The sequence below is a fragment of the Acidiphilium acidophilum genome (assembly GCF_033842475.1).
GTDB lineage: Bacteria > Pseudomonadota > Alphaproteobacteria > Acetobacterales > Acetobacteraceae > Acidiphilium > Acidiphilium acidophilum.
Genome location: NZ_JAWXYB010000018.1, coordinates 1818075 through 1836616, shown reverse-complemented (window position 1 = coordinate 1836616; position 18542 = coordinate 1818075). Strand labels below are relative to the sequence as shown.

Annotated in this window: 20 protein-coding genes; 15 read left to right on the top strand and 5 right to left on the bottom strand. The window is 63.2% G+C overall.

Going from position 1 to position 18542, the window contains the following annotated elements:
- Nucleotides 1-18: 18 nt before the first annotated feature.
- From SIL87_RS11405 to hpf, 3 genes are all read left to right on the top strand, one after another.
- Nucleotides 19-936, top strand: a complete 918-nt coding sequence (locus SIL87_RS11405) for a type II secretion system F family protein (RefSeq protein WP_319614304.1) — start codon at nucleotides 19-21, stop codon at nucleotides 934-936.
- Nucleotides 937-1049: 113 nt separating this feature from the next.
- Nucleotides 1050-2555 carry an RNA polymerase factor sigma-54 gene (gene rpoN, locus SIL87_RS11400; protein WP_319614303.1) on the top strand — a complete coding sequence of 502 codons (1506 nt, stop codon included), beginning with the start codon at nucleotides 1050-1052 and terminating at the stop codon, nucleotides 2553-2555.
- A gap of 51 nt (nucleotides 2556-2606) precedes the next feature.
- Nucleotides 2607-3221, top strand: coding sequence for a ribosome hibernation-promoting factor, HPF/YfiA family (hpf, locus tag SIL87_RS11395; RefSeq protein ID WP_319614302.1), 615 nt, complete (start codon nucleotides 2607-2609; stop codon nucleotides 3219-3221).
- Nucleotides 3222-3245: 24 nt separating this feature from the next.
- Here the strand turns inward: hpf and SIL87_RS11390 are convergent, their stop codons facing one another.
- Together SIL87_RS11390 and glgX are read right to left on the bottom strand one after the other, a co-directional pair.
- Nucleotides 3246-5630, bottom strand: a complete 2385-nt coding sequence (locus tag SIL87_RS11390; protein ID WP_319614301.1) for a transketolase — start codon at nucleotides 5628-5630, stop codon at nucleotides 3246-3248.
- A 194-nt stretch (nucleotides 5631-5824) separates the two neighbouring features.
- Nucleotides 5825-7939, bottom strand: a complete 2115-nt coding sequence (glgX, locus tag SIL87_RS11385) for a glycogen debranching protein GlgX (RefSeq protein ID WP_319614300.1) — start codon at nucleotides 7937-7939, stop codon at nucleotides 5825-5827.
- 217 nt (nucleotides 7940-8156) lie between these two features.
- On the opposite strand from glgX, the gene SIL87_RS11380 reads away from it, so the two are divergent.
- Nucleotides 8157-8969: a L,D-transpeptidase gene (locus SIL87_RS11380; RefSeq protein ID WP_319614299.1), complete on the top strand. Its 813-nt coding sequence runs from the start codon at nucleotides 8157-8159 to the stop codon at nucleotides 8967-8969.
- Here the strand turns inward: SIL87_RS11380 and SIL87_RS11375 are convergent.
- On the bottom strand, nucleotides 8937-9677 hold the full coding sequence (locus tag SIL87_RS11375) for an ABC transporter permease subunit (RefSeq protein ID WP_319614298.1): 741 nt from the start codon (nucleotides 9675-9677) through the stop codon (nucleotides 8937-8939). The genes SIL87_RS11380 and SIL87_RS11375 overlap by 33 nt on opposite strands.
- Nucleotides 9678-9695: 18 nt before the next feature.
- Nucleotides 9696-10625 carry an extracellular solute-binding protein gene (locus SIL87_RS11370; RefSeq protein WP_319614297.1) on the bottom strand — a complete coding sequence of 310 codons (930 nt, stop codon included), beginning with the start codon at nucleotides 10623-10625 and terminating at the stop codon, nucleotides 9696-9698.
- Nucleotides 10626-10734: 109 nt separating this feature from the next.
- On the opposite strand from SIL87_RS11370, the gene SIL87_RS11365 reads away from it, so the two are divergent.
- The 4 genes from SIL87_RS11365 to SIL87_RS11350 all read left to right on the top strand — a co-directional run bounded on the left by SIL87_RS11365 (nucleotide 10735) and on the right by SIL87_RS11350 (nucleotide 13102).
- Nucleotides 10735-11112: a winged helix-turn-helix domain-containing protein gene (locus SIL87_RS11365; protein WP_319614296.1), complete on the top strand. Its 378-nt coding sequence runs from the start codon at nucleotides 10735-10737 to the stop codon at nucleotides 11110-11112.
- A 146-nt stretch (nucleotides 11113-11258) separates the two neighbouring features.
- Nucleotides 11259-11723: a TspO/MBR family protein gene (locus SIL87_RS11360; RefSeq protein ID WP_319615964.1), complete on the top strand. Its 465-nt coding sequence runs from the start codon at nucleotides 11259-11261 to the stop codon at nucleotides 11721-11723.
- 38 nt (nucleotides 11724-11761) lie between these two features.
- Nucleotides 11762-12391 (top strand): ankyrin repeat domain-containing protein, encoded by a 630-nt coding sequence (locus SIL87_RS11355; protein ID WP_319614295.1) that lies wholly within the window; start codon nucleotides 11762-11764, stop codon nucleotides 12389-12391.
- 165 nt (nucleotides 12392-12556) lie between these two features.
- On the top strand, nucleotides 12557-13102 hold the full coding sequence (locus SIL87_RS11350) for an acetate uptake transporter (RefSeq protein WP_319614294.1): 546 nt from the start codon (nucleotides 12557-12559) through the stop codon (nucleotides 13100-13102).
- A 46-nt stretch (nucleotides 13103-13148) separates the two neighbouring features.
- Here the strand turns inward: SIL87_RS11350 and SIL87_RS11345 are convergent, their stop codons facing one another.
- Nucleotides 13149-13301, bottom strand: a complete 153-nt coding sequence (locus tag SIL87_RS11345; protein ID WP_319614293.1) for a DUF3309 domain-containing protein — start codon at nucleotides 13299-13301, stop codon at nucleotides 13149-13151.
- Between the two features lie 303 nt (nucleotides 13302-13604).
- On the opposite strand from SIL87_RS11345, the gene tatA (SIL87_RS11340) reads away from it, so the two are divergent.
- From tatA (SIL87_RS11340) to SIL87_RS11310, 7 genes are all read left to right on the top strand, one after another.
- Complete coding sequence (gene tatA / locus SIL87_RS11340) at nucleotides 13605-13829, top strand: twin-arginine translocase TatA/TatE family subunit (RefSeq protein ID WP_319614292.1); 225 nt, start codon at nucleotides 13605-13607, stop codon at nucleotides 13827-13829.
- Nucleotides 13830-13854: 25 nt separating this feature from the next.
- Entirely contained in the window at nucleotides 13855-14130 is a 276-nt protein-coding gene (gene tatA, locus SIL87_RS11335; RefSeq protein ID WP_319614291.1) for a twin-arginine translocase TatA/TatE family subunit, read from the top strand.
- 135 nt (nucleotides 14131-14265) lie between these two features.
- Nucleotides 14266-14820 (top strand): methylthioribulose 1-phosphate dehydratase, encoded by a 555-nt coding sequence (locus SIL87_RS11330; RefSeq protein ID WP_405055269.1) that lies wholly within the window; start codon nucleotides 14266-14268, stop codon nucleotides 14818-14820.
- On the top strand, nucleotides 14817-15356 hold the full coding sequence (locus tag SIL87_RS11325; RefSeq protein ID WP_319614289.1) for a 1,2-dihydroxy-3-keto-5-methylthiopentene dioxygenase: 540 nt from the start codon (nucleotides 14817-14819) through the stop codon (nucleotides 15354-15356). The genes SIL87_RS11330 and SIL87_RS11325 overlap by 4 nt, the downstream gene beginning before the upstream one ends.
- Before the next feature lie 28 nt (nucleotides 15357-15384).
- A complete protein-coding gene (mtnC, locus tag SIL87_RS11320) occupies nucleotides 15385-16077 on the top strand; it encodes an acireductone synthase (protein ID WP_319614288.1) in 693 nt (230 codons plus the stop codon).
- A 12-nt stretch (nucleotides 16078-16089) separates the two neighbouring features.
- Nucleotides 16090-17622: an apolipoprotein N-acyltransferase gene (lnt, locus tag SIL87_RS11315; RefSeq protein ID WP_319614287.1), complete on the top strand. Its 1533-nt coding sequence runs from the start codon at nucleotides 16090-16092 to the stop codon at nucleotides 17620-17622.
- Nucleotides 17623-17942: 320 nt separating this feature from the next.
- Nucleotides 17943-18422, top strand: coding sequence for a helix-turn-helix domain-containing protein (locus tag SIL87_RS11310; protein WP_319615963.1), 480 nt, complete (start codon nucleotides 17943-17945; stop codon nucleotides 18420-18422).
- The last annotated feature ends 120 nt before the right edge of the window (nucleotides 18423-18542 follow it).

Sequence of the window (18542 nt, the reverse complement as noted above, 5' to 3'; positions counted from 1 at the left end):
CCGCATGGCATCCGTGGCATGAACATCCTCTATTTCGGCGTTCCGGCATTTTTCCTGTTCATCTCCGGTTTTGCGATGCTGATGCTGAAACTGGTGATCGACGAGGAAAAAATCGCGCGCCGCGTCGCCCGTGCCGCCGGCGTCTCACTCGTCGCGGCTGACGGGACCGAACAGCAGAAACTCCATGTCCGGATCGTGATCGGTCTGGGGTTCGCTGTCGCCCGGAGCGGTCTGCTGAGCGCAAAAACCCTGGCCGACCTGAGGCATACGTTGCGCATGGCCGGAATCCGCGATCAGGGTGCATTGGGTCTGTTCGTCGGGGCGAAAGTGCTGATGCTGTTTGGCCTGCCGGTTCTGGCCTATGTGCTGGTTCATATGGTGAGCCTGCCGGAAATGCCGCGGATCGGCCTGATCGGTGCCGCCGCGATCGTGGGGTTGCTGCTTCCGGATATGGTGATCACCCGGCGGCGGAAGCGGTTCGTCAAACGTGTCGAAGCCGGGCTCGCGGATGCGCTCGACCTGATGGTGATCTGTGCTGATGCCGGACTGAGCCTCGAACCCGGGCTGGTCCGCGTCGCGAGCGAAATTCGTGAAACCCACGATGCCGTTGCCCAGGAACTCACCATCACGGCCCAGGAGATGAGGATCGGCAATAATGTGCGTGATGCGCTAACTGCGCTTGGAGCCCGGACCGGTCTCGACAGTCTCAAACGGCTGGGATCGACCCTGATCCAGACCATCCAGTACGGTACCCCGCTGACCCAGGCATTGCGGACCTTGTCTGCCGAGCTTCGCCAGGAACAACTGACGAAATTCGAGGAACGCGCAGCTCGCCTGCCGGTGCTGCTCACGCTCCCCATGATCGTTTTTATCCTGCCATGCGTGTTTCTCGTGGTCGGGGGACCCGCCATCATCAAAGTGATGGCGGCGTTCTGATGGTGAGTCTCTCGCGTCCCAAAAAATGTATGCCAAATTTACGCTATGCAAAAATCACACCATTTTCATCGCCCTATATTCCAATGACTTAGGGAAGTTGGTATGATCCATGCATGTCCATCGGACCCCGCCTCGACCTAAGGCATACCCAGTCACTGGTCATGACGCCGCAACTGCGGCAGGCGATCCAACTGCTCCAATACACCAATACCGAAGTCAATCAGTTCATCGAGGATGAACTGCTCAAGAACCCGTTGATCGAGCGGCTCGATGGGGGGCCGGAACTGCCGGACCATGCTGCGCCCGACTTGCCGGAGAGCGCGCCGGTGCAGCCCGCAGGGTTTGCCGATCCTGGTGCCGTCGGAGGGTCGAACGGCGATGCATCGGTTCAGCCGGGACATCTGGATGGCACGACACCGCCGCTCGATGCCGATTTCTCGAACGTATACGATGCCGGCACGGGTTCGGACGGCGCCCGCGAACGCGGCGGCGATTTCGCGGACGATGACTGGATGGGGCAGATCGCCGACCGGCCCCCCGATCTGCGCGAACATCTTGAGCAACAGATCCGCCTCGCATTTCCCGACCTCGCGCGCCGGCGGATCGCTGCGGCTCTGCTGATGTCGCTCGATGCCGCGGGACGGCTGGCGGAACCCCCGGCATTCATTGCCAATTCGCTCGGCGTCCCGATCGAAATGCTCGAGGCGGTGCGACAGGTCATGCTGCGGTTCGATCCGACCGGTGTGTTTGCCTGCGATCTCGCCGAGTGCCTGAGCGTTCAGCTCGCCGAGCGCAACCGCCTCGACCCTGCGATGATGGCACTTCTGGCCAATCTCGACCTTCTCGCCCGCCGCGATCACCGGACCCTGATGGAGCGCTGCGGGGTCGACGCGGAAGATTTGCGCGACATGATCGGCGAAGTTCGGCGCCTCGATCCTAAACCCGGCGCGGGATACGATGCCGGACCGATCACCCCGATGGTGCCCGACGTGCTGATGCGGCCGGGGCCGGATGGCGATTATCTGCTCGAACTGAATCCGGAAACCATGCCGCGCGTGCTGATCCGGCGCGGTTATCATGCGCGGATGGCGGCGCGCGCCTCGCGCGACACGAAGCAATTTCTGGCCGACCGCATCCAGAGTGCAAACTGGCTGATCCGTGCCCTGGAGTCCCGGGCCGATACGATCCTGCGCGTTGCCGGCGAGATCGTGCAGCATCAGGACGGATTTTTTCGTTTCGGGATCGGGTTTCTCAAGCCGCTGACCTTGCGCGAGGTCGCGGCGGCGCTCGAAATCCATGAAAGCACGGTCAGCCGGGTCACTTCCAACAAAGTGATCGCGACGCCGCGTGGAATTTTCGAGATGAAGTTTTTTTTCACGACTGCGCTGGCCGGTGCGAATGGCGAGAGTCACAGCGCGGAGGCGGTTCGTCACCGGATCGCCGCGTTGATCGAAGGGGAAGCGCCGGGTGGCGTGCTGTCCGACGAGGCTCTGGCCAAATTGTTACAAAAGGAAGGCATAGACATCGCGCGGCGAACTGTGGCCAAATACCGGGAGGCGATGCGTATTCCCGGCTCGGCGCAGCGCAAGCGGGAACAGGGGCTCTCGGGCGAGTCCTGACCCGGCAGGAATGCGAGCCGGCAACATTCGCTGACAACAAGGATCCTGGCGATGCAAATCACGGTCTCCGGCAAACAAGTCGATCTTTCCGATGCGCTGCGCGTTCATGTCGCCAACCACCTGGACGTGATTTCCACCAAGTATTTCGACCGCGCCCTCGAAGCCAATGTCACGTTCAGCCGCGCCCGCAGCTTTTTCACCTGCGATATCAACGTGCACGCGGCCCGCGGGCTGACCTTGCGGGGCGAGGGCGAGGCGGCGGATGCTCATGCGGCGTTCGACGATGCTGCCGAACATATCGCCAAACGACTGCGCCGCTATCGCCGCCGGGTCAACGAACATGCCCGCGAAATCGCCGGGCGGGACCGGCCGGAGGCCGCGCGGCAATATGTGTTGCAGGAGGTCTATGAGCGGGAGGATGCGCCGCCTGCGGTGAATGGGCATATCGTCGCGGAGGGGATGCCCGATATCGGCCCCCATGCCACGGTGATCGCCGAAACCCAGACCGAGATCGACATGCTGTCGGTCAGCGAGGCGGTGATGCGGATGGACCTCGCGGATCAGCCGGTGCTGATGTTCCGCAATTCGGCCAACCGGGCGCTCAACGTGGTCTACCGCCGGAGCGACGGCAATATCGGCTGGATCGACAGCAGCACGGCGGGCTGACCCCGTCGCTTCGGGAGGGCGCGATCAGCCCAGCAGCGCGGCGGCGCAGGCGTTCAGGATCGCGTCCTCATCGATGCCGTAGATACGATACAGATCCGGGATATCGCCCGACTGGCCGAAGTGATCGGGGCCCAGCGTATGGATGCGCTGGCCGCGCACCCCGCCGAGCCAGGCGTGGGTCGAGGGGTGGCCGTCCAGCACCGTGACCAGCGCCGCATCGCGGGCGAGGGGGGCGAGCAGGGTTTCGATATGCGAGCGGTGTGCCGGGGTTCCGGTGCGCTGTGTTGCCTGGGCGGCGCGCCAGTCAGCGAACAGGCGGTCGGGGCTGGTGATCGCGAGCAGACCGGCGCCCGGTTCGTCTTCGCGCAGGGCGGCGAAGGCGGCTTCGGCTTCGGGTGCGACGGCGCCCTGATAAAGAATTGCGATGTTCGCTCCTGGTGCGGGTGGGGTGATCCAGTGCGCGCCGGCGATGACGGCAGCGGCATCGAGCGCACGCTCCGGCTGTTCGATCTGCCGGGTCGAGAGGCGGAACCAGACCGATGAACCCTCCGGGCGTTGCATCCAGTCGAATCCGTGACGGAACAGGACGGCGAATTCATCGGCATAGGCGGGTTCGTAGGCGGCGATCCGGTCCTGCACCATGCCGAGCAGCGGGGTGTTGGTGGATTGGTGCTGCCCGCCCTCGGGTGCCAGGGTGATGCCGGACGGGGTGGCGACAAGCATGAACCTTGCATCCTGATAGCAGCCGTACACCAGGGCATCGTGACCCCGATTGACGAAGGGGTCGTAGACCGTGCCGATCGGCAGCAGGCGGGCACCTTGCATCGGGGCGGCGAGGCCGGCGGCGGCGAGCAGGAGAAACAGGTTCTGTTCGGCGATCCCGAGTTCGATATGCTGGCCTTCCGGGCTCATGCCCCAGCGTTGCGCGGAGGCGAGTTTGGCATCGCGGAACACGTCGTTGCGGGTGTGGCGGTCGAACACGCCGCGCCGGTTGACCCAGGGACCGAGGTTGGTCGAGACCGTCACATCCGGGCTCATCGTCACGATATGCCGGGCGAGATCGGCGCATTCGCCTTCGCCGCGCCCGATCTCGGCGAGGAGTTCGCCGAAAGCGCCCTGGGTGGACATGCGCCGTCCCGCGAATTTTCCGTGGGGCAGGGTGGCCGGCACCGGGATCGTGGCGGCGGCGAGATTGCGCCCCTGGGTGGTCAGTTTGGTGGCGAACGGAACCGAGTTGATGAAATGACGGAGGTGCGCGGGATCGGCGATCCCTTCGAATTTGTCCCATTCATGCCCTTCGCGAATTCCCATCGCGGCGCGGAACGCGTTCATCTGTTCGTCGTTCATCAGGCCGGAATGATTGTCCTTGTGTCCGGCGAAGGGCAGGCCCGAACCTTTGGTGGTGTAGGCGAGGAAGCAGGTCGGCTGATCGGTTCGTGCCGCTTCGGTGAAGGCCTCGATCAGCGTGGGCAGGTCGTGGCCGGCGAGGTTGGTCATCAGCACGGCGAGCGCTTCATCCGACATCGGGTCGATGATCGCGCGTGCGCCCCGCGAGCGGCCAAGATCGGCGAGCAGGGCCTGACGCCACGCGGCACCGCCCTGAAAGGTGAGGGCGGAATAGAGCGAGTTGGGGCAATCGTCGATCCAGGCGCGCAGGGCCGATCCGCCGGGTTTGCGGAATGCGGCTTCGAGCGCCTTGCCGTATTTCAGGCTCATCACGTTCCAGCCCATGTCGCGGAACAAGCCTTCGAAGCGGCCGAACAGGCGGTCGGGCATTACCGAATCGAGGCTCTGGCGGTTGTAGTCGACCACCCACCAGACATCGCGGACGTCGTGTTTCCAGCCTTCGAGCAGGGCTTCGTAGATATTGCCCTCGTCGAGCTCGGCATCGCCCGCGATCGCGATATGGCGGGAGGGCGGGCGTTCGGCGGGGACCATGCCATGGGCGCGGAGATAATCCTGGATCAGTCCGGCGAAGGAGGTGATCGCGACACCGAGGCCGACCGAACCGGTCGAGAAATCGATCTCGGCCCCGTCCTTGACCCGCGAGGGATAGGCCTGGGCACCGCCGACCTGGCGCAACCCGGCCATCATGTCGATGCTCTGCCGATCGAACAGATAGTTGATCGCGTGGAGCACCGGGCCGGCATGCGGCTTGACCGCGACGCGGTCCTGCGGGCGGAGGATGTGGAAATAGAGCGCCGTCATGATCGAGACCACCGAGGCGCAGGAGGCCTGATGGCCGCCGACCTTGAGTCCGTCGCGATTGGGTCGGATGTGGTTGGCGTTATGGATCATCCACGACGACAGCCAGAGCAGTTTGCGTTCGATCTGATGCAGGGAGGTGTAATCCGCCGACGGCAGCGTCGTGCCTCCTTCGATCAGATGTTCGGCCACGATCTTGTCCATTACGACCCCCTCACCAACCCGATCCGCGATTGCATCGGGCAGGCCCGTCTATAGCGCAATTCACCCGACGCGACATCGCGACGATCGAGGAAATCCAGATCCCGTGGGCGCAACGAACGCGCCTTGATGAACGGTGCCCGTGCAGGGATGACAACGGCAGTCAGGGGACGACACACGGGCACCGCATCGCATGATCAGCCGCGGCTGAACACCACCACGCTGCGGCCCGTCACGGTGAAGACGGCACCGATTTCGAGAGCGACCGTGGTTTCGGGTTCCGGGTCGTTGGTGTCGATCACCCGTGTCCAGACCTCGCCGTCCTTGCATTCGGGGAGGGTGAACTCCACGGCGTCGTAATGGGCGTTGAACACCAGCAGGAAAGTGGAATCGTCCTGACGGAACGCTGATTCCGCGGTGGCCGCGCGACCGTCGATCATCATGCCGAAGCATTTCATGTTGGTGTCGCCCCACTGGGCGTCTTCGATGACGGTACCGTTGGCGTTCATCCAGGTGACGTCGCGCACGCCATCGACCTCGCGGCCGGTGAGGAAGCGGGTGTTGCGCAGGGCGGGGTGGTCGAGCCGCAGCTTGGTCAGGGTGCGGACGAAGCGGATCAGACCCTGGCCCTTTTCCCCGATGTTCCAGTCGAGCCAGCTGATCTCGCTGTCCTGGCAGTAGGCGTTGTTGTTGCCTTGCTGGGTGCGGGCGAACTCGTCGCCGGCGAGCAGCATCGGCACGCCCTGGGACAGGAGCAGGGTGGTGAGGACGTTGCGGATCTGGCGTTCGCGAAGTTCGTTGATCGCCGGGTCATCGGTCGGACCTTCGACGCCGCAGTTCCAGGAGCGGTTGTCGCTGCTGCCGTCCTGATTGTTCTCGTTGTTGGCCTCGTTATGTTTGTCGTTGTAGGTCACCATGTCGTTCAGGGTGAAGCCGTCATGCGCGGTGACGAAATTGATCGAGGCCCAGGGGCGGCGACCTTGATGGGCGAACTCGGTCGCGGAAGCGGTGATGCGCGGGGCGAGTTCGGACGCGGGGGCTTCGCCACGCCAGAAATCCCTCACGGTGTCGCGGAACTTGTCGTTCCATTCCGACCAGCCGGGCGGGAAGCCGCCGACCTGATAGCCGCCCGGGCCACAATCCCACGGCTCCGCGATGAGCTTTACCGAGCCGAGAACCGGGTCCTGGCTGCAGGCTTTGAGGAAGCCGCTCTGGTTGTCAAATCCGTTGGGCTCGCGGGCGAGAATGGTGCCGAGATCGAAGCGGAACCCGTCGACATGCATTTCCTCGACCCAGTAGCGCAGACTGTCGGTCACCATCTGGAGGACGCGGGGATGGGACAGATTGACCGTGTTTCCGGTCCCGGTGTCGTTGATGTAGTAGCGCGGATTGTCCGGCATCAGCCGGTAGTAGCTCGCGTTGTCGATGCCCTTGAAGCTGAGCGTCGCACCTTTTTCATTGCCCTCGGCGGTGTGGTTGTAGACCACGTCGAGAATCACCTCGAGCCCGGCTTCGTGGAAGCGATAGACCATTTCCTTGAACTCGCGCAGGGAATTCGCGACGTCGAAGGCATAGCGCGGATCGGGGGCGAAAAAGCCGATGCTGTTATAGCCCCAGTAATTGGTCAGGCCGTTGTCGAGCAGGTGGCTGTCGTTGATGAAGGTGTGGATCGGCAGCAGCTCGACCGAGGTGACGCCGAGGGATTTGATGTAGTCGACCACTTTTTTGTCGCCCATCCCGGCATAGGTGCCGCGCAGGGTTTCGGGCACGTCCGGATGGCGCATGGTGAAGCCGCGGACATGGGCCTCGTAGAGCACGGTGCGGTTCCAGCCGATCGGGTTGCGCCCGGGATGGCCGCGCCAGTCGAAGCCGGGATCGACCACGACGCATTTCGGCATGAAGGGCGCTGAATCGCGCTCATCGAAGGTCAGGTCGTCGCCGGTTTCCATCTGGTAGCCGAAGCAGGCCGGGTTCCATTCGAGCTCGCCGGCATGGGCGCGGGCGTAGGGATCGAGCAGCAGCTTGTTCGGGTTGAACCGGTGCCCGGCTTCGGGTTCGTAGGCGCCGTGGACGCGATAGCCGTAATAGGTGCCCGGCCCTAGATCGGGGATGTAGCCATGAAAAATCTGGTCGGTGTATTCGGGAAGTTCGAACCGGTCGGTCTCGGTCTTGCCGCTGTGGTCGAAGACGCAGACCTCGACTTTTTCCGCGTGGGCCGAAAAGAGGGAGAAATTGACCCCTTTGCCGTCCCAGGTCGCACCGCGCGGATATGGGAGCCCCGGTTTGATCCGGCCGCGCTGAAGTTGAGCCATGAAAATTCGCCTTCCTGATGTCGTTGCTGCCGGGTCCCATAACCGGTGCGGCTGAAATGGGGCGTGAGGCGGGTCCGAAAAAGGCCGGAGGGCCGATTTGCCACGCGTTCGCCGCCGGTTTCCGGAAAAGTCACGTTTGCGCAACATGGCGATCAACTCTCCGCGCCGGGGCGGCCTCGCTGTTGCGTTAGCGTGAAAGCATCACCATCCCCGTGTCATGCTCACGAACAGCCAGTTCCAGCATCTGCTGGCGCATGATTTTTCGCTGCACGCTCAGGCCGAGCGTTTGTATGCGCTCGGCTATCTGCCGTGCCGTCCGGGATTTGGCCTCGACAGTCAGGGCTATCTGCGGATCGATTGCGCCTTCAGCGGCAGGATACCGCCCGGCCTGTCGCGTGTGCCGGCGGCGGCCCTGATCCGGGGGGCGTATGTCGCGTGGAAGCATGACACCGTGCTGGGAATTGCCGCCAAGGGCGGGCAAGCGCCGTTTCGCTTTACCTGGGTCGCGGTCAGCAAGGACAACCCGGCCGAGACCGTGACGATCTGGCAGCGCGACCGGCGGCGCGACCTCTGGCATGTCGCTCTGCACAGCCTGGTCAATACCGGGATCGATCATGCGACGCCGGATGGATCGTGGCCGATCTTCTGGCGGCTGAAATCGGCGCGGATGAAGGGAGTGACACCGACCGGCTTTCATTACGACGTGCGCGCGGTGCCGTGGGTGAATTATTTCCACGGCAACGATGCACTGCACGGCTATACCCGCGCCTCCTACGGGTTTCCCCAGAGTGCCGGGTGCGTGGAACTGCCGGTGCCGCGTGCGAAGCAGGCGTTCAAGCTGCTGCATGACGGGGCGGTGGTGACGATCACGGGCCATTGGCATCCCGGCGAGGGGTGTGCGCCATCGTCATCCGGCGCGCTCCTGGCCGCCAGTCGTTCGGAACCGTCGCGGCCCTGGCTTGCCCGGACCCAGACCGCGTGGCGGGTGGCGCCGGCATCAATGCTTCGCGCCGCGCCGCAGCAGCCATAAGGGCAGGGGCAGGGCGGCGAGCAGGAATATCCACAGCAACGGAAACGTCGCATCCAGTCCGCTGTCTTCCAGATTGACCCAGAGGCGGATCGGCATGCCTTGTGGGAAATAGGCGAAGATCAGCACGATGCCGAGTTCCCCGACCCCGCGCACCCAGGCGAGGGCGAGGGCGGCGGCGAGGCCGTCCCGCGCCATCGGCAGGGTGATGAACCAGAAAATCTGCCGGCGGTTGACCCCGAGGGTGAGGGCGGATTCAGCGAGATCAGGCGAAATCTCGGCGAAGGCGGTGCGGGCCGCGACCACGTAGGTGGGGAGCCCGGCATAGATGCCGGCGATCAGCAGGGCCGGCGGATCGTTGGTAATGATCACGCCGAACCGCGAGAGCAGGGCACCGAGCGGTCCGATCGGGCCATAGAAGGCGGCAAGTAGGATGCCGAGGGCGAGCGGCGGGGTCAGTAAGGGCAACAGCAGAAAAAACTGCGCGGCGTTACGGAGCCTGCCCTTTGCGGTGGCCAGCCACAGAGCGAGCGGTGTGCCGATGGCTGCGATCACCGCGAGCGCGCCCAGACCGAAAGCGACCGAAACCCCGACGGCCTGGATATCCGCCTTCGCCAGATCGAAATGCGCCCAGTCCGTGAGCATGACGAGCCCCGCGAACGGGGCGGCGAGCAGAAGCAGGGCGAAAGCGCTGGCCGCGCGGCTGATCACGCGGCAAGCGCCAAAGGGTCAGATCGCGCTGCCGTGCGGGGCGTTGTATCCATAGTGTTTGAACAACTCCTGGCCCGCGGGGCTCTGCATCAACTTGATGAAGTCGTGCCCTGCCTTGGGGTTGGGCGCGTCATGCGGGACACACGCATAGAAGACCAGGGGTTCGGTATGCAAGACTTGGCTTTTACCCTTCACGTCGAGCGTGATCGCGGCCTTGGAGTACCACGGCTTGATCATCGCCGGGTCGCTCAGGTTGATCTGCCGGGGCAGCGGAATGAACGGCAGCTTCAGCGATTTGACCGCGCTTTCGTAGCCTGACGTCGCATCCAGCTCGCCGGAATCGAGGCGGGCCAGCAGCGAGGGTTCGGTGAAGATCTGGGCGGGGTTGATCGGCGCGCCGAGCACCCGCTTGCTGAGGCCGGGCTGATGGTAGAATTTTTCCGCGAGGTCGAAGGTGAACAGGATGTTGCGCCCTTGCGGGTCGGTGCGCGGATCGGTGCGGCCGAAACGCAGTCCCTTGGTTTCCAGCACCTTGTACCAAGGTTTGTGGCCCTCGGCAGCGGCTTTGAGTTCCGGCGCGAATTTCGATTTCGGCGAATAGGCGATTACCATGGCCGTGCTCGCGACCGGGACCGCCTTGCCAACCATGCCGGCTTTTTCGAGAACCTTGATCGGGCCGGGTGTGATGGAGACGAACACGTCCGCCATCATGGTTTTCGCCGCGATCAGATGAGCGAGGGCGAAGGCGCCCTGGCCGATGCCGTGGAAGGTCTCGCCGCTCTGCTTTTCGAACGCCGGGCCGAGTCCCTTGTTCATCAGCACGCCCATCGAGCCGGCAAACGCAACCGTGATGGTGCCGCCCGCCGCCTGTGCCCGGCTGCTGGCCAGAAAGGGCAGGCCGGCCGCTGCCCCCAGACCCAAGCCCAAATCCCGTCGTGAAATCGTCATGGCGCGCTCCCGTTGATGGTCGATATAGTCGATTGAATCGTTCGCTGGGGTCTCGATATGGCGGTTCCGACATATCGTCAATCGCGCATATCCGTGATTTGATGGAGTCATGGTCAAACTGCGCCACCCTGAGACGTTGGGCCTGCGGGTCCGGATCGTTATGGGCGACGGCCTGATCCTTGGGCCGGGCCGGGTCGACCTGCTTGACGGGATTCGCGAGACCGGTTCGATCGCCGCGGCCGGGCGACGGATGGGCATGAGCTACAAACGGGCGTGGCAACTGGCCGAATCGCTGAACACGACGTTCCGTGCGCCGGTCATTTCCGCAACGAAAGGTGGCGTGTCGGGCGGTGGGGCGCGGTTGACCGAACTGGGCAATCAGGTGCTCGATACCTACCGCGCTCTCGCGCACAAGGCGCGCGTGACCAATGAAGCGGAGCTTGCCTTTCTGGCCGATGCGCTGAGCCCGGCGGAACACGAGGAATGAGCGGGGCGGGTGCCGCGATTATTCTGCCGTGTTCGCGCCGGGGCATCTTTTCAGCGGGGGCGACGCGTCCTAATACATAAGGCAAAGGAGCCTGTGTCTTCCGCCATCCCGAACGCCCCGAGCAGAACCGGACTCAGGGTGCCCAGATCTGGGCGCTGGCGGGATTTCTTGGCCTGACGCTGCTGGTCGGCACGGTCGAGGGGATTGCGACGATCCCGAATATCAAGAGCTGGTACGATCTTCTGCCGCATCCGCCGTTGACGCCGCCGAACGGTGTGTTCGGGCCGGTGTGGACGATTTTGTATATCGGTATGGCGGTTGCGGCGTGGCGGATCTGGCGATGCGGCGATGTGCTCGGCGATCACCGCCGCGCCTTGACGCTGTGGGGGTGGCAACTGGCGGTGAATGCCCTGTGGGCTCCATTGTTTTTCGGACTTCATCGGCCCGCGATCGCGATTGGTGTCATTCTCGTGCTCGATGGGCTGGTGGCGGCGACGATTCTGGCGTTCCGCCGGATCGACCGGATCGCGGGGCTTTTGCTCATGCCGTATCTGGCATGGAGCCTGTTTGCCTCGTATCTCACGGTTGGGTTCTGGTGGCTCAACCGTTAATCGGGTAGGATGCGCGCCGTCGTTCCAGGATGAGCATCATGCACGCCAGATATATTCTTTCAATTGCTGCGCTGGTCGCCGTCGCGGCGGCGTCATTCCCGATTGCCGAGGCGCAGATGGCAGGGCCCGGAGCCGGCAGCCCGATGGGCGCGGGCGGACCGATGGGCGGGCAGGGGCTGCATCCGCCGCAGGAGAAGCAGGAAGTCGCACCGCCGGCGCTGCCGGGTGCTTCCGGCGTTGGCAATATTTCGGCGGGTCCCGTGACGACGTTGAATGAGGACCCGACCAAGCTGTTGTTTTCTGCGATCAATCATGGCGATTACAATCAGGCGCGGGCCGCAGTCAGCCGTGGTGCCAATCTCGATGCGCGCAACGCGCTGGACGAGACCCCGATCGAACTCGCCGTCGAACTCAATCGTAACAACATCACGTTCATGTTGCTTTCGGTTCGTGCCGAAGAGGGGCCGGGTCAGCGCGCCGCTCCGCAATCGGTTACGGCATCGGCGGTTGGCCACACCCGGTCTGCTGCTCACGCGCCGATCGTGTTCAGCAGCCGGGAGACTCAGCTTCGTCAGTCGCCGGCTCGGGCGGTAGCGGCGCCGATCGCGGGAAGTCCGGGAGTTCCGGACCCCTCGGCCGGATTTTTGGGGTTTGGCGGCCACTCCTGATCGCGGCGTGATTGCCGGCATCCCGTGGCCGAAATCGTGCCCGGACTCGGCCCTTTGCCCGGCGTTCGAAATAAGTTAAAAACTATTTAAGCGAACCGAAAGTCGGGGCGATTGTGCTGCGGCGTCCGGATTGCGATCGGGCATCAAATAAATTTCGGAGGAAACATGAAACTCGCCAATCCCGCCCCGCTCGGGCTGTTCGGTTTTGCCCTGACGACATGGCTGCTTTCGATGATCAATGCGGGATTGCTGCCCGCCGCAGGCATGGGCATGGTGCTCGCGATGGCGTTCGCCTATGGCGGCACCGCGCAATTTATTGCCGGTTTGATGGAGATGGCGACCGGCAATACGTTCGGTTTCGTCGCGTTCTGCTCCTATGGCGCGTTCTGGTGGAGTTTTGCCTTGTTCGTCGAGTTTTTCGCCAAGGGCGTGCCGGCGGCGATGGTGGGCTGGTACCTGCTGATGTGGGGATTTTTTACCTTCGCCATGTTCATCGGCACGTTCGCGCTAAACCGGGCGCTGCAACTTATTTTCGCGGCCTTGACCATCACCTTCGTGCTGCTGGCGCTCGGCGCGTTGCTCGCGACGCCCTCGCTTTCGGTGTTCGGCGGATATTTCGGGCTTCTGACCGCGGCGCTCGCATTCTATCTGGGGGCGGCGGATGTGATCAATGCCACCCATGGCCGGGTCGTCCTGCCGATCGGGGCTTGATATTATCGCGGACGGGCCGGGGAGATCTCCCCGGCCCGATCGGCTGCTACAGGATCAGCAGAACCAGCACCACTACAATGACGATGCCGAGGCCGCCGCCGTAATAGAGGCCGTGCGGCCCGATGAACATGCCGCCGTGCAGGCCGAAGCCGCCGCCGAGCACGAGAAGTATCAGAATGATGATCAGCAGCAGGCGCATCTTGGATTCCCATCACGATTTGTCGACCGGATATGATCGCTCGCATACCGGTTTCCAATAGCGGCGGTGCTAGGGTGGTTCGATCCGAGGATTGGCAGGCGGGGAGCGGCCCTATTGATTCTGATCATGCGGTCGGACCTTGGCGGAGCCGTATACTGGCCCCATGGCGTCTGTCGGCTGCGGCCATTGGCGTCCGGGTGGGTTTGGGCTAATAAGGTGTATTGCGCGAGCGTCTATTGCGGGTTGTCGGCGTGATCCCGATGTTCCAATAGAGCGGCTCCATTCAGAGGAAGGATCGGGATCATGGGTGGTTTGAGCATTTGGCATTGGCTGATCGTTTTGGCGGTCGTGCTGATCCTGTTCGGCTCGGGCCGGATCGGGAATCTGATGGGCGAACTCGGCAAGGGTATGAAATCGTTCAAGAACAATATCGCGGACGAGCATCCTAAAGATGCCTCGATGCTGGAGCAGCACGTCGCCCCGCCACCGGTGCATGCAACATCGACCTCCGACCGCAGCAAGGTCTGAGATCAGAACGATCTGAGGTAGCATCATGGGTTTCGATTCACCAATTCACTGGATCATCGTCATCGGCGTGATCGCGCTCCTGTTCGGCGGTTCGCGCGTCGGCAATCTGATGGGCGAACTCGGCAAGGGGATCAAGGCGTTCAAGCAGAACGTCTCGGATCATGATCAGACCAAGGTCGCACCGGCCCCGGTGGCACCGCCGCCGCAGGTGCAGACCCGGGTGGCCGAGGGTGTTCCGCCGGCCGATGCGGTCGTTCGGCAGCCGGAACCGGTGCACGTAGCCGATTCCAACCGCCTCTGACCGCCTAGGGGACTGACGATGGTCGCGACCAGCGCGTCGGTTCCCATAGGTGGCCCCTCGTATCGCGCCCAAGCGGGGCGCGTTCAAGCGGATATTGCGACGGTGGCGTGCGAGCTCGTCGCCATCGGCGGGCGGATGGATGCGAATCGGTGGGTGCCAGCGTCATCCGGTAACCTTTCGGCGCGGATCGACCGGTCAACCATTGGGATCACCCGGAGCGGTGTCCACAAAGGGCGACTGGAGCCAGCGGATATCATTGCTGTCGGGCTCGATGGACTCGCGGTTGATCCCACCGCAAAGCCGAGTGCGGAAACTCTGTTGCATTGTCAGCTCTATCGCATGGACCCCGCGATCGGCGCGGTGTTGCACGGGCATTCGGTCGAGGCGACCGCACTTTCGCTCGTTACCGATGCCGAGGAGCTGGTTCTGCGCGACTACGAAATCCTCAAGGCTTTTCCGGGGATCGGGACGCACGAGGTGGTCGCCCGTGTTCCGATTTTCGACAATGATCAGGATATCGCGCGTCTCTCGATGCGGATCGCCCCTTCGCTGACGCCCTTGCCGATCGGGTATATTCTTCGTGGCCACGGGGTTTATGCCTGGGGTCCGGATGTCGAGCGCTGCTTCTGGCGGCTTGAGGCGTTGGAATTCCTGATATCCTGCGAATGCGAACGGAGGCGGATGCTATGAGCGAACTGCGGATTTTCGATGAGAACGCCCCCGGAGCGCCTTATTTCGACACGCGGGATGCCGCGGAAATCGCGTCGCACCTTGCCAGCATCGGTGTGCGCTTCGAGCGGTGGGATAGTCCGGTTGCCTATGACCCCGCTGCCGAGCCGGAGGCGATTCTGGCCGCCTATCGCCCGTATCTCGACCGGTTGATGGGTGAGACCGGGGCCGGCTCCGCCGATGTGATCAAGATGACCCCCGATCATCCGCAGGCCGGGGCGCTGCGGGAGAAGTTCCGCAATGAGCATATTCACACCGAGGATGAGATACGTTTCTTTGTTCATGGGGGCGGGCATTTCGTGATGCACAAGGCGGATCGGATCTATGATGCGCTCTGCACGAAGGGCGATCTGATTTCGGTGCCTGCGAACGTCAAGCACTGGTTCGATGCGGGGGAGCACCCGGATTTCGTGGCGCTGCGGGTCTTTACCGATCAATCGGGCTGGGTCGCGCATTTCACCGGCGATGCGATCAGCTCGCGGGTTCCACTTGCCTGACGCGCAGCGCGCTACCGCTGAGCCGATCGTGCCGCCCAGGCTGGTTCTGCTCGATATCGAGGGCACGATCGCGCCGATCCGTTTCGTGCATGATGTGCTGTTCCCGTTCGCCCGCACCCGGTTGAGCGGATTTCTGGCGCGCCACGCAGACGATCCGGAGGTTGCGGCGTCGCTGGCCGATCTGGGCCGGATCGCGCCGGGGGCGCCGCCGCTCGAAACCCTTCATGCCCTGATGGACCGGGATGCCAAGGTCGCGCCGCTGAAATTCATCCAGGGGCGGATCTGGGCGGAGGGGTTCGCCGAGGGCGCGTTGCAGAGCCAGTTCTACCCCGAGGTCTTGCCGATGCTTGCGGCGTGGCAGCGTGCCGGAACCCGCCTTGCGATTTATTCTTCCGGCTCGCGTCAGGCCCAGCGATTGCTGTTCGCGCACAGCGCCGAGGGAGACCGGACCGGTCTGATCGCGGCATTTTTCGATACGGCTGTGGGCGGAAAACGGGAGACCGCAAGTTATGTCCGGATCGCCGCACAACTTGCGCAGCCGGTTGGTGAGATCCTGTTTCTTTCCGATGTCGGGGCCGAACTCGATGCGGCTGCGGGTGCCGGGATGATGGCCTGCCAGCTCGTGCGTGCTGAAGATGGGACGCTTCCCGCGGCCGGGCATCCTCATGACGAGGATTTGACCGGCGTCGCGCGCCGATATGGCCTATCTGAGCCGCAATAACGGAGTCTCCCGATGTCGATGACCACTGACCGCCGCCCGGTGGCGACGCTGAAAGCGCGCCTGAGCACTGACCCCTGGCGCGCGTTCGGCCTCGGGCTGCTCGCGGCCCTCGCATTGCCGCCGTTCTATCTGTTGCCGCTGCTGTGGTTCGTCGTGCCCGCGTTGCTGCGGAGCCTTGCCCGCGCCGGGGGTTGGCGTCGCGCGATCTGGATCGGCTGGTGCTTCGGGTTTGGTTTCAACCTGCTCGGCCTGTTTTGGGTGACCGAGCCGATTCTGATCATGGCCCGTCAGTTCTGGTGGGCGATTCCCTTTGCGGCACCGGGTCTTGCTGCCGCGACCGCGTGTTATCTGATGCTGCCCGCGCTTGCGGTGTATTGGATACGGCCGGTGCGGCTGACCGCTGCCGCTGCGATGGTGGTGATGTTCGCCGGCGTGATGGTGATGGCCAATCTCGCCCAGCAATTTCTGTTTACCGGGTTTCCGTGGAATTTCTGGGGGGCGGATTGGGCGATTCCGGGACGGCTCGGGGTGATCATGATGCAGCCGGCGGCTTACGGCGGCATTTTCGTGCTGACCTGGCTTACGATAATTGCCGCCGGGCTGCCCTTGCTCGGGCGGCGGGGCTGGATCGGCAGTGCCGTGGTCATGTTGCTGTGGGCGGGGTTCGGCCTTGCGCGGACTGCTGGCGGGCGGGCTGCCGATACCGATCTGACGGTGGCGATGATCCAGCCGGATTTCGCGGTGCCGGGCAGTTTCACCCAGCCCGCCTTGCAGGCGCGCTGGCAGCGGGATCTTGCCATGACCCGTGAGGCACTGGCGGCCGCGGGGGCCGGGCCGAAAGTGGTGGTGTGGCCGGAAACCGCGAGCCCGGCCTTGCTGCAGACCGACGCAGCGGCGCGTGCCGCGATTGCCGGCATTGCTGGGACTACGCCGGTTCTTGCCGGTTCGTTCCGGTTCGGCGCGACCGGCAAAGTTTATAATTCGCTCATTGCCGTCGATGGTCCGGGTCCGGCGGTCGCCTGGTACGACAAATGGAAGCTGGTGCCGTTTGGCGAGTACACCCCGAAATGGATCCCGTTCAAGATTACGCCGGGTTCGGGGTTCTCGCCCGGTCCGGGGCCGCGCACCCTGCACGTGCCGGGCATTCCGCCGGTCGGGCCGCTGATCTGCTACGAATCGATTTTTTCCGGCGAAATCGTCGACAAGAAGGACCGGCCCGCCTGGATGCTCAATATCAGCGATAATGCGTGGTTCGGCGATTCGACGGGACCGCATCAGGATTTCGCAACGACGCGACTTCGCGCGGTCGAGGAAGGGCTGCCGCTTGCCGTCGATACCAATTCAGGCATTTCGGCGATGATCGGACCCTACGGGACCGTCCGGGCCAGTCTCGGTCTCGACCGGCGAGGCATTCTGGTTCACAGACTTCCGGTTGCATTACCCGCCACGACTTATGCCAAGTTCGGCCTGACGACTGCTGGCATTCTGTCGTTCTATTCGGTCGCGGTTGCAGTCATACTCCTCATCGTTTCCATAACGCTTTAGCAAGAGGCGCGGGATCACGACCGTCTTAAAAATTGTTCTTGCTTGCGGAAAATTGGCGCCAATGCTATTGCAGATAGTGCGATTGGTGAAATCGTGATGATCTGCGGTAGAAACAGGGCCCAAACTTCGATTTTCTTATATTATAGATGTTCATCCGATTTGGATCGTAAGAGGCTGGACGCTGGAGTGGTCTTCGGGACTGACGATGGCTCCAGCTATGGCGATCGAGACCGATCCGCATCGTGACGGTGCGAGGAGTTGCGGCGATTTAACGGTGCGGGATCGTTCGACGATCCATTGCCTTGGAGATGGTGATGAGTATGGCGGCAAATGGAATGAGCGATCGCACTGAACGGGACGGTCGTCCGAGCCCGATCGATGTCCATGTCGGCTCGCGGATCCGTCTGCGGCGGACCTTGCTGGGCATGTCGCAGGAAAAGCTCGGCGATGCGCTGGGGCTCACCTTTCAGCAGGTTCAGAAATACGAGCGCGGTGTCAACCGGGTCGGGGCCTCCCGCCTGTTCGACATTTCCCGCGTGCTGGATGTGCCGATCAGCTTTTTTTTCGACGATATGCCCGAAGGCATGGACGCGACCCCGATGTCCGGACCGCGGGGACGGAGCCACGGGTTTGCGGAGGCACAGGAACCATTCGGGGTTGGTCTCGACGATCATATGACCAAGCGCGAGACCCTCGAACTGGTGCGGGCTTATTACCGGATTGCGGAACCGACCGTGCGCAAACGCATGTTCGACCTGATCAAGTCGCTGGCGCCGTCCGATGCGTTTCCATCGGAATAAGCGGGCGTCTCCAAATTAAACCATGAACCGCGCTTGTGAAGGCGCGACACACTTCGCTACAAGTGCGGGATGAGGGAAAACCCCGCACCGTCACTTGCCATCGCAATCTGTATGCCCGCC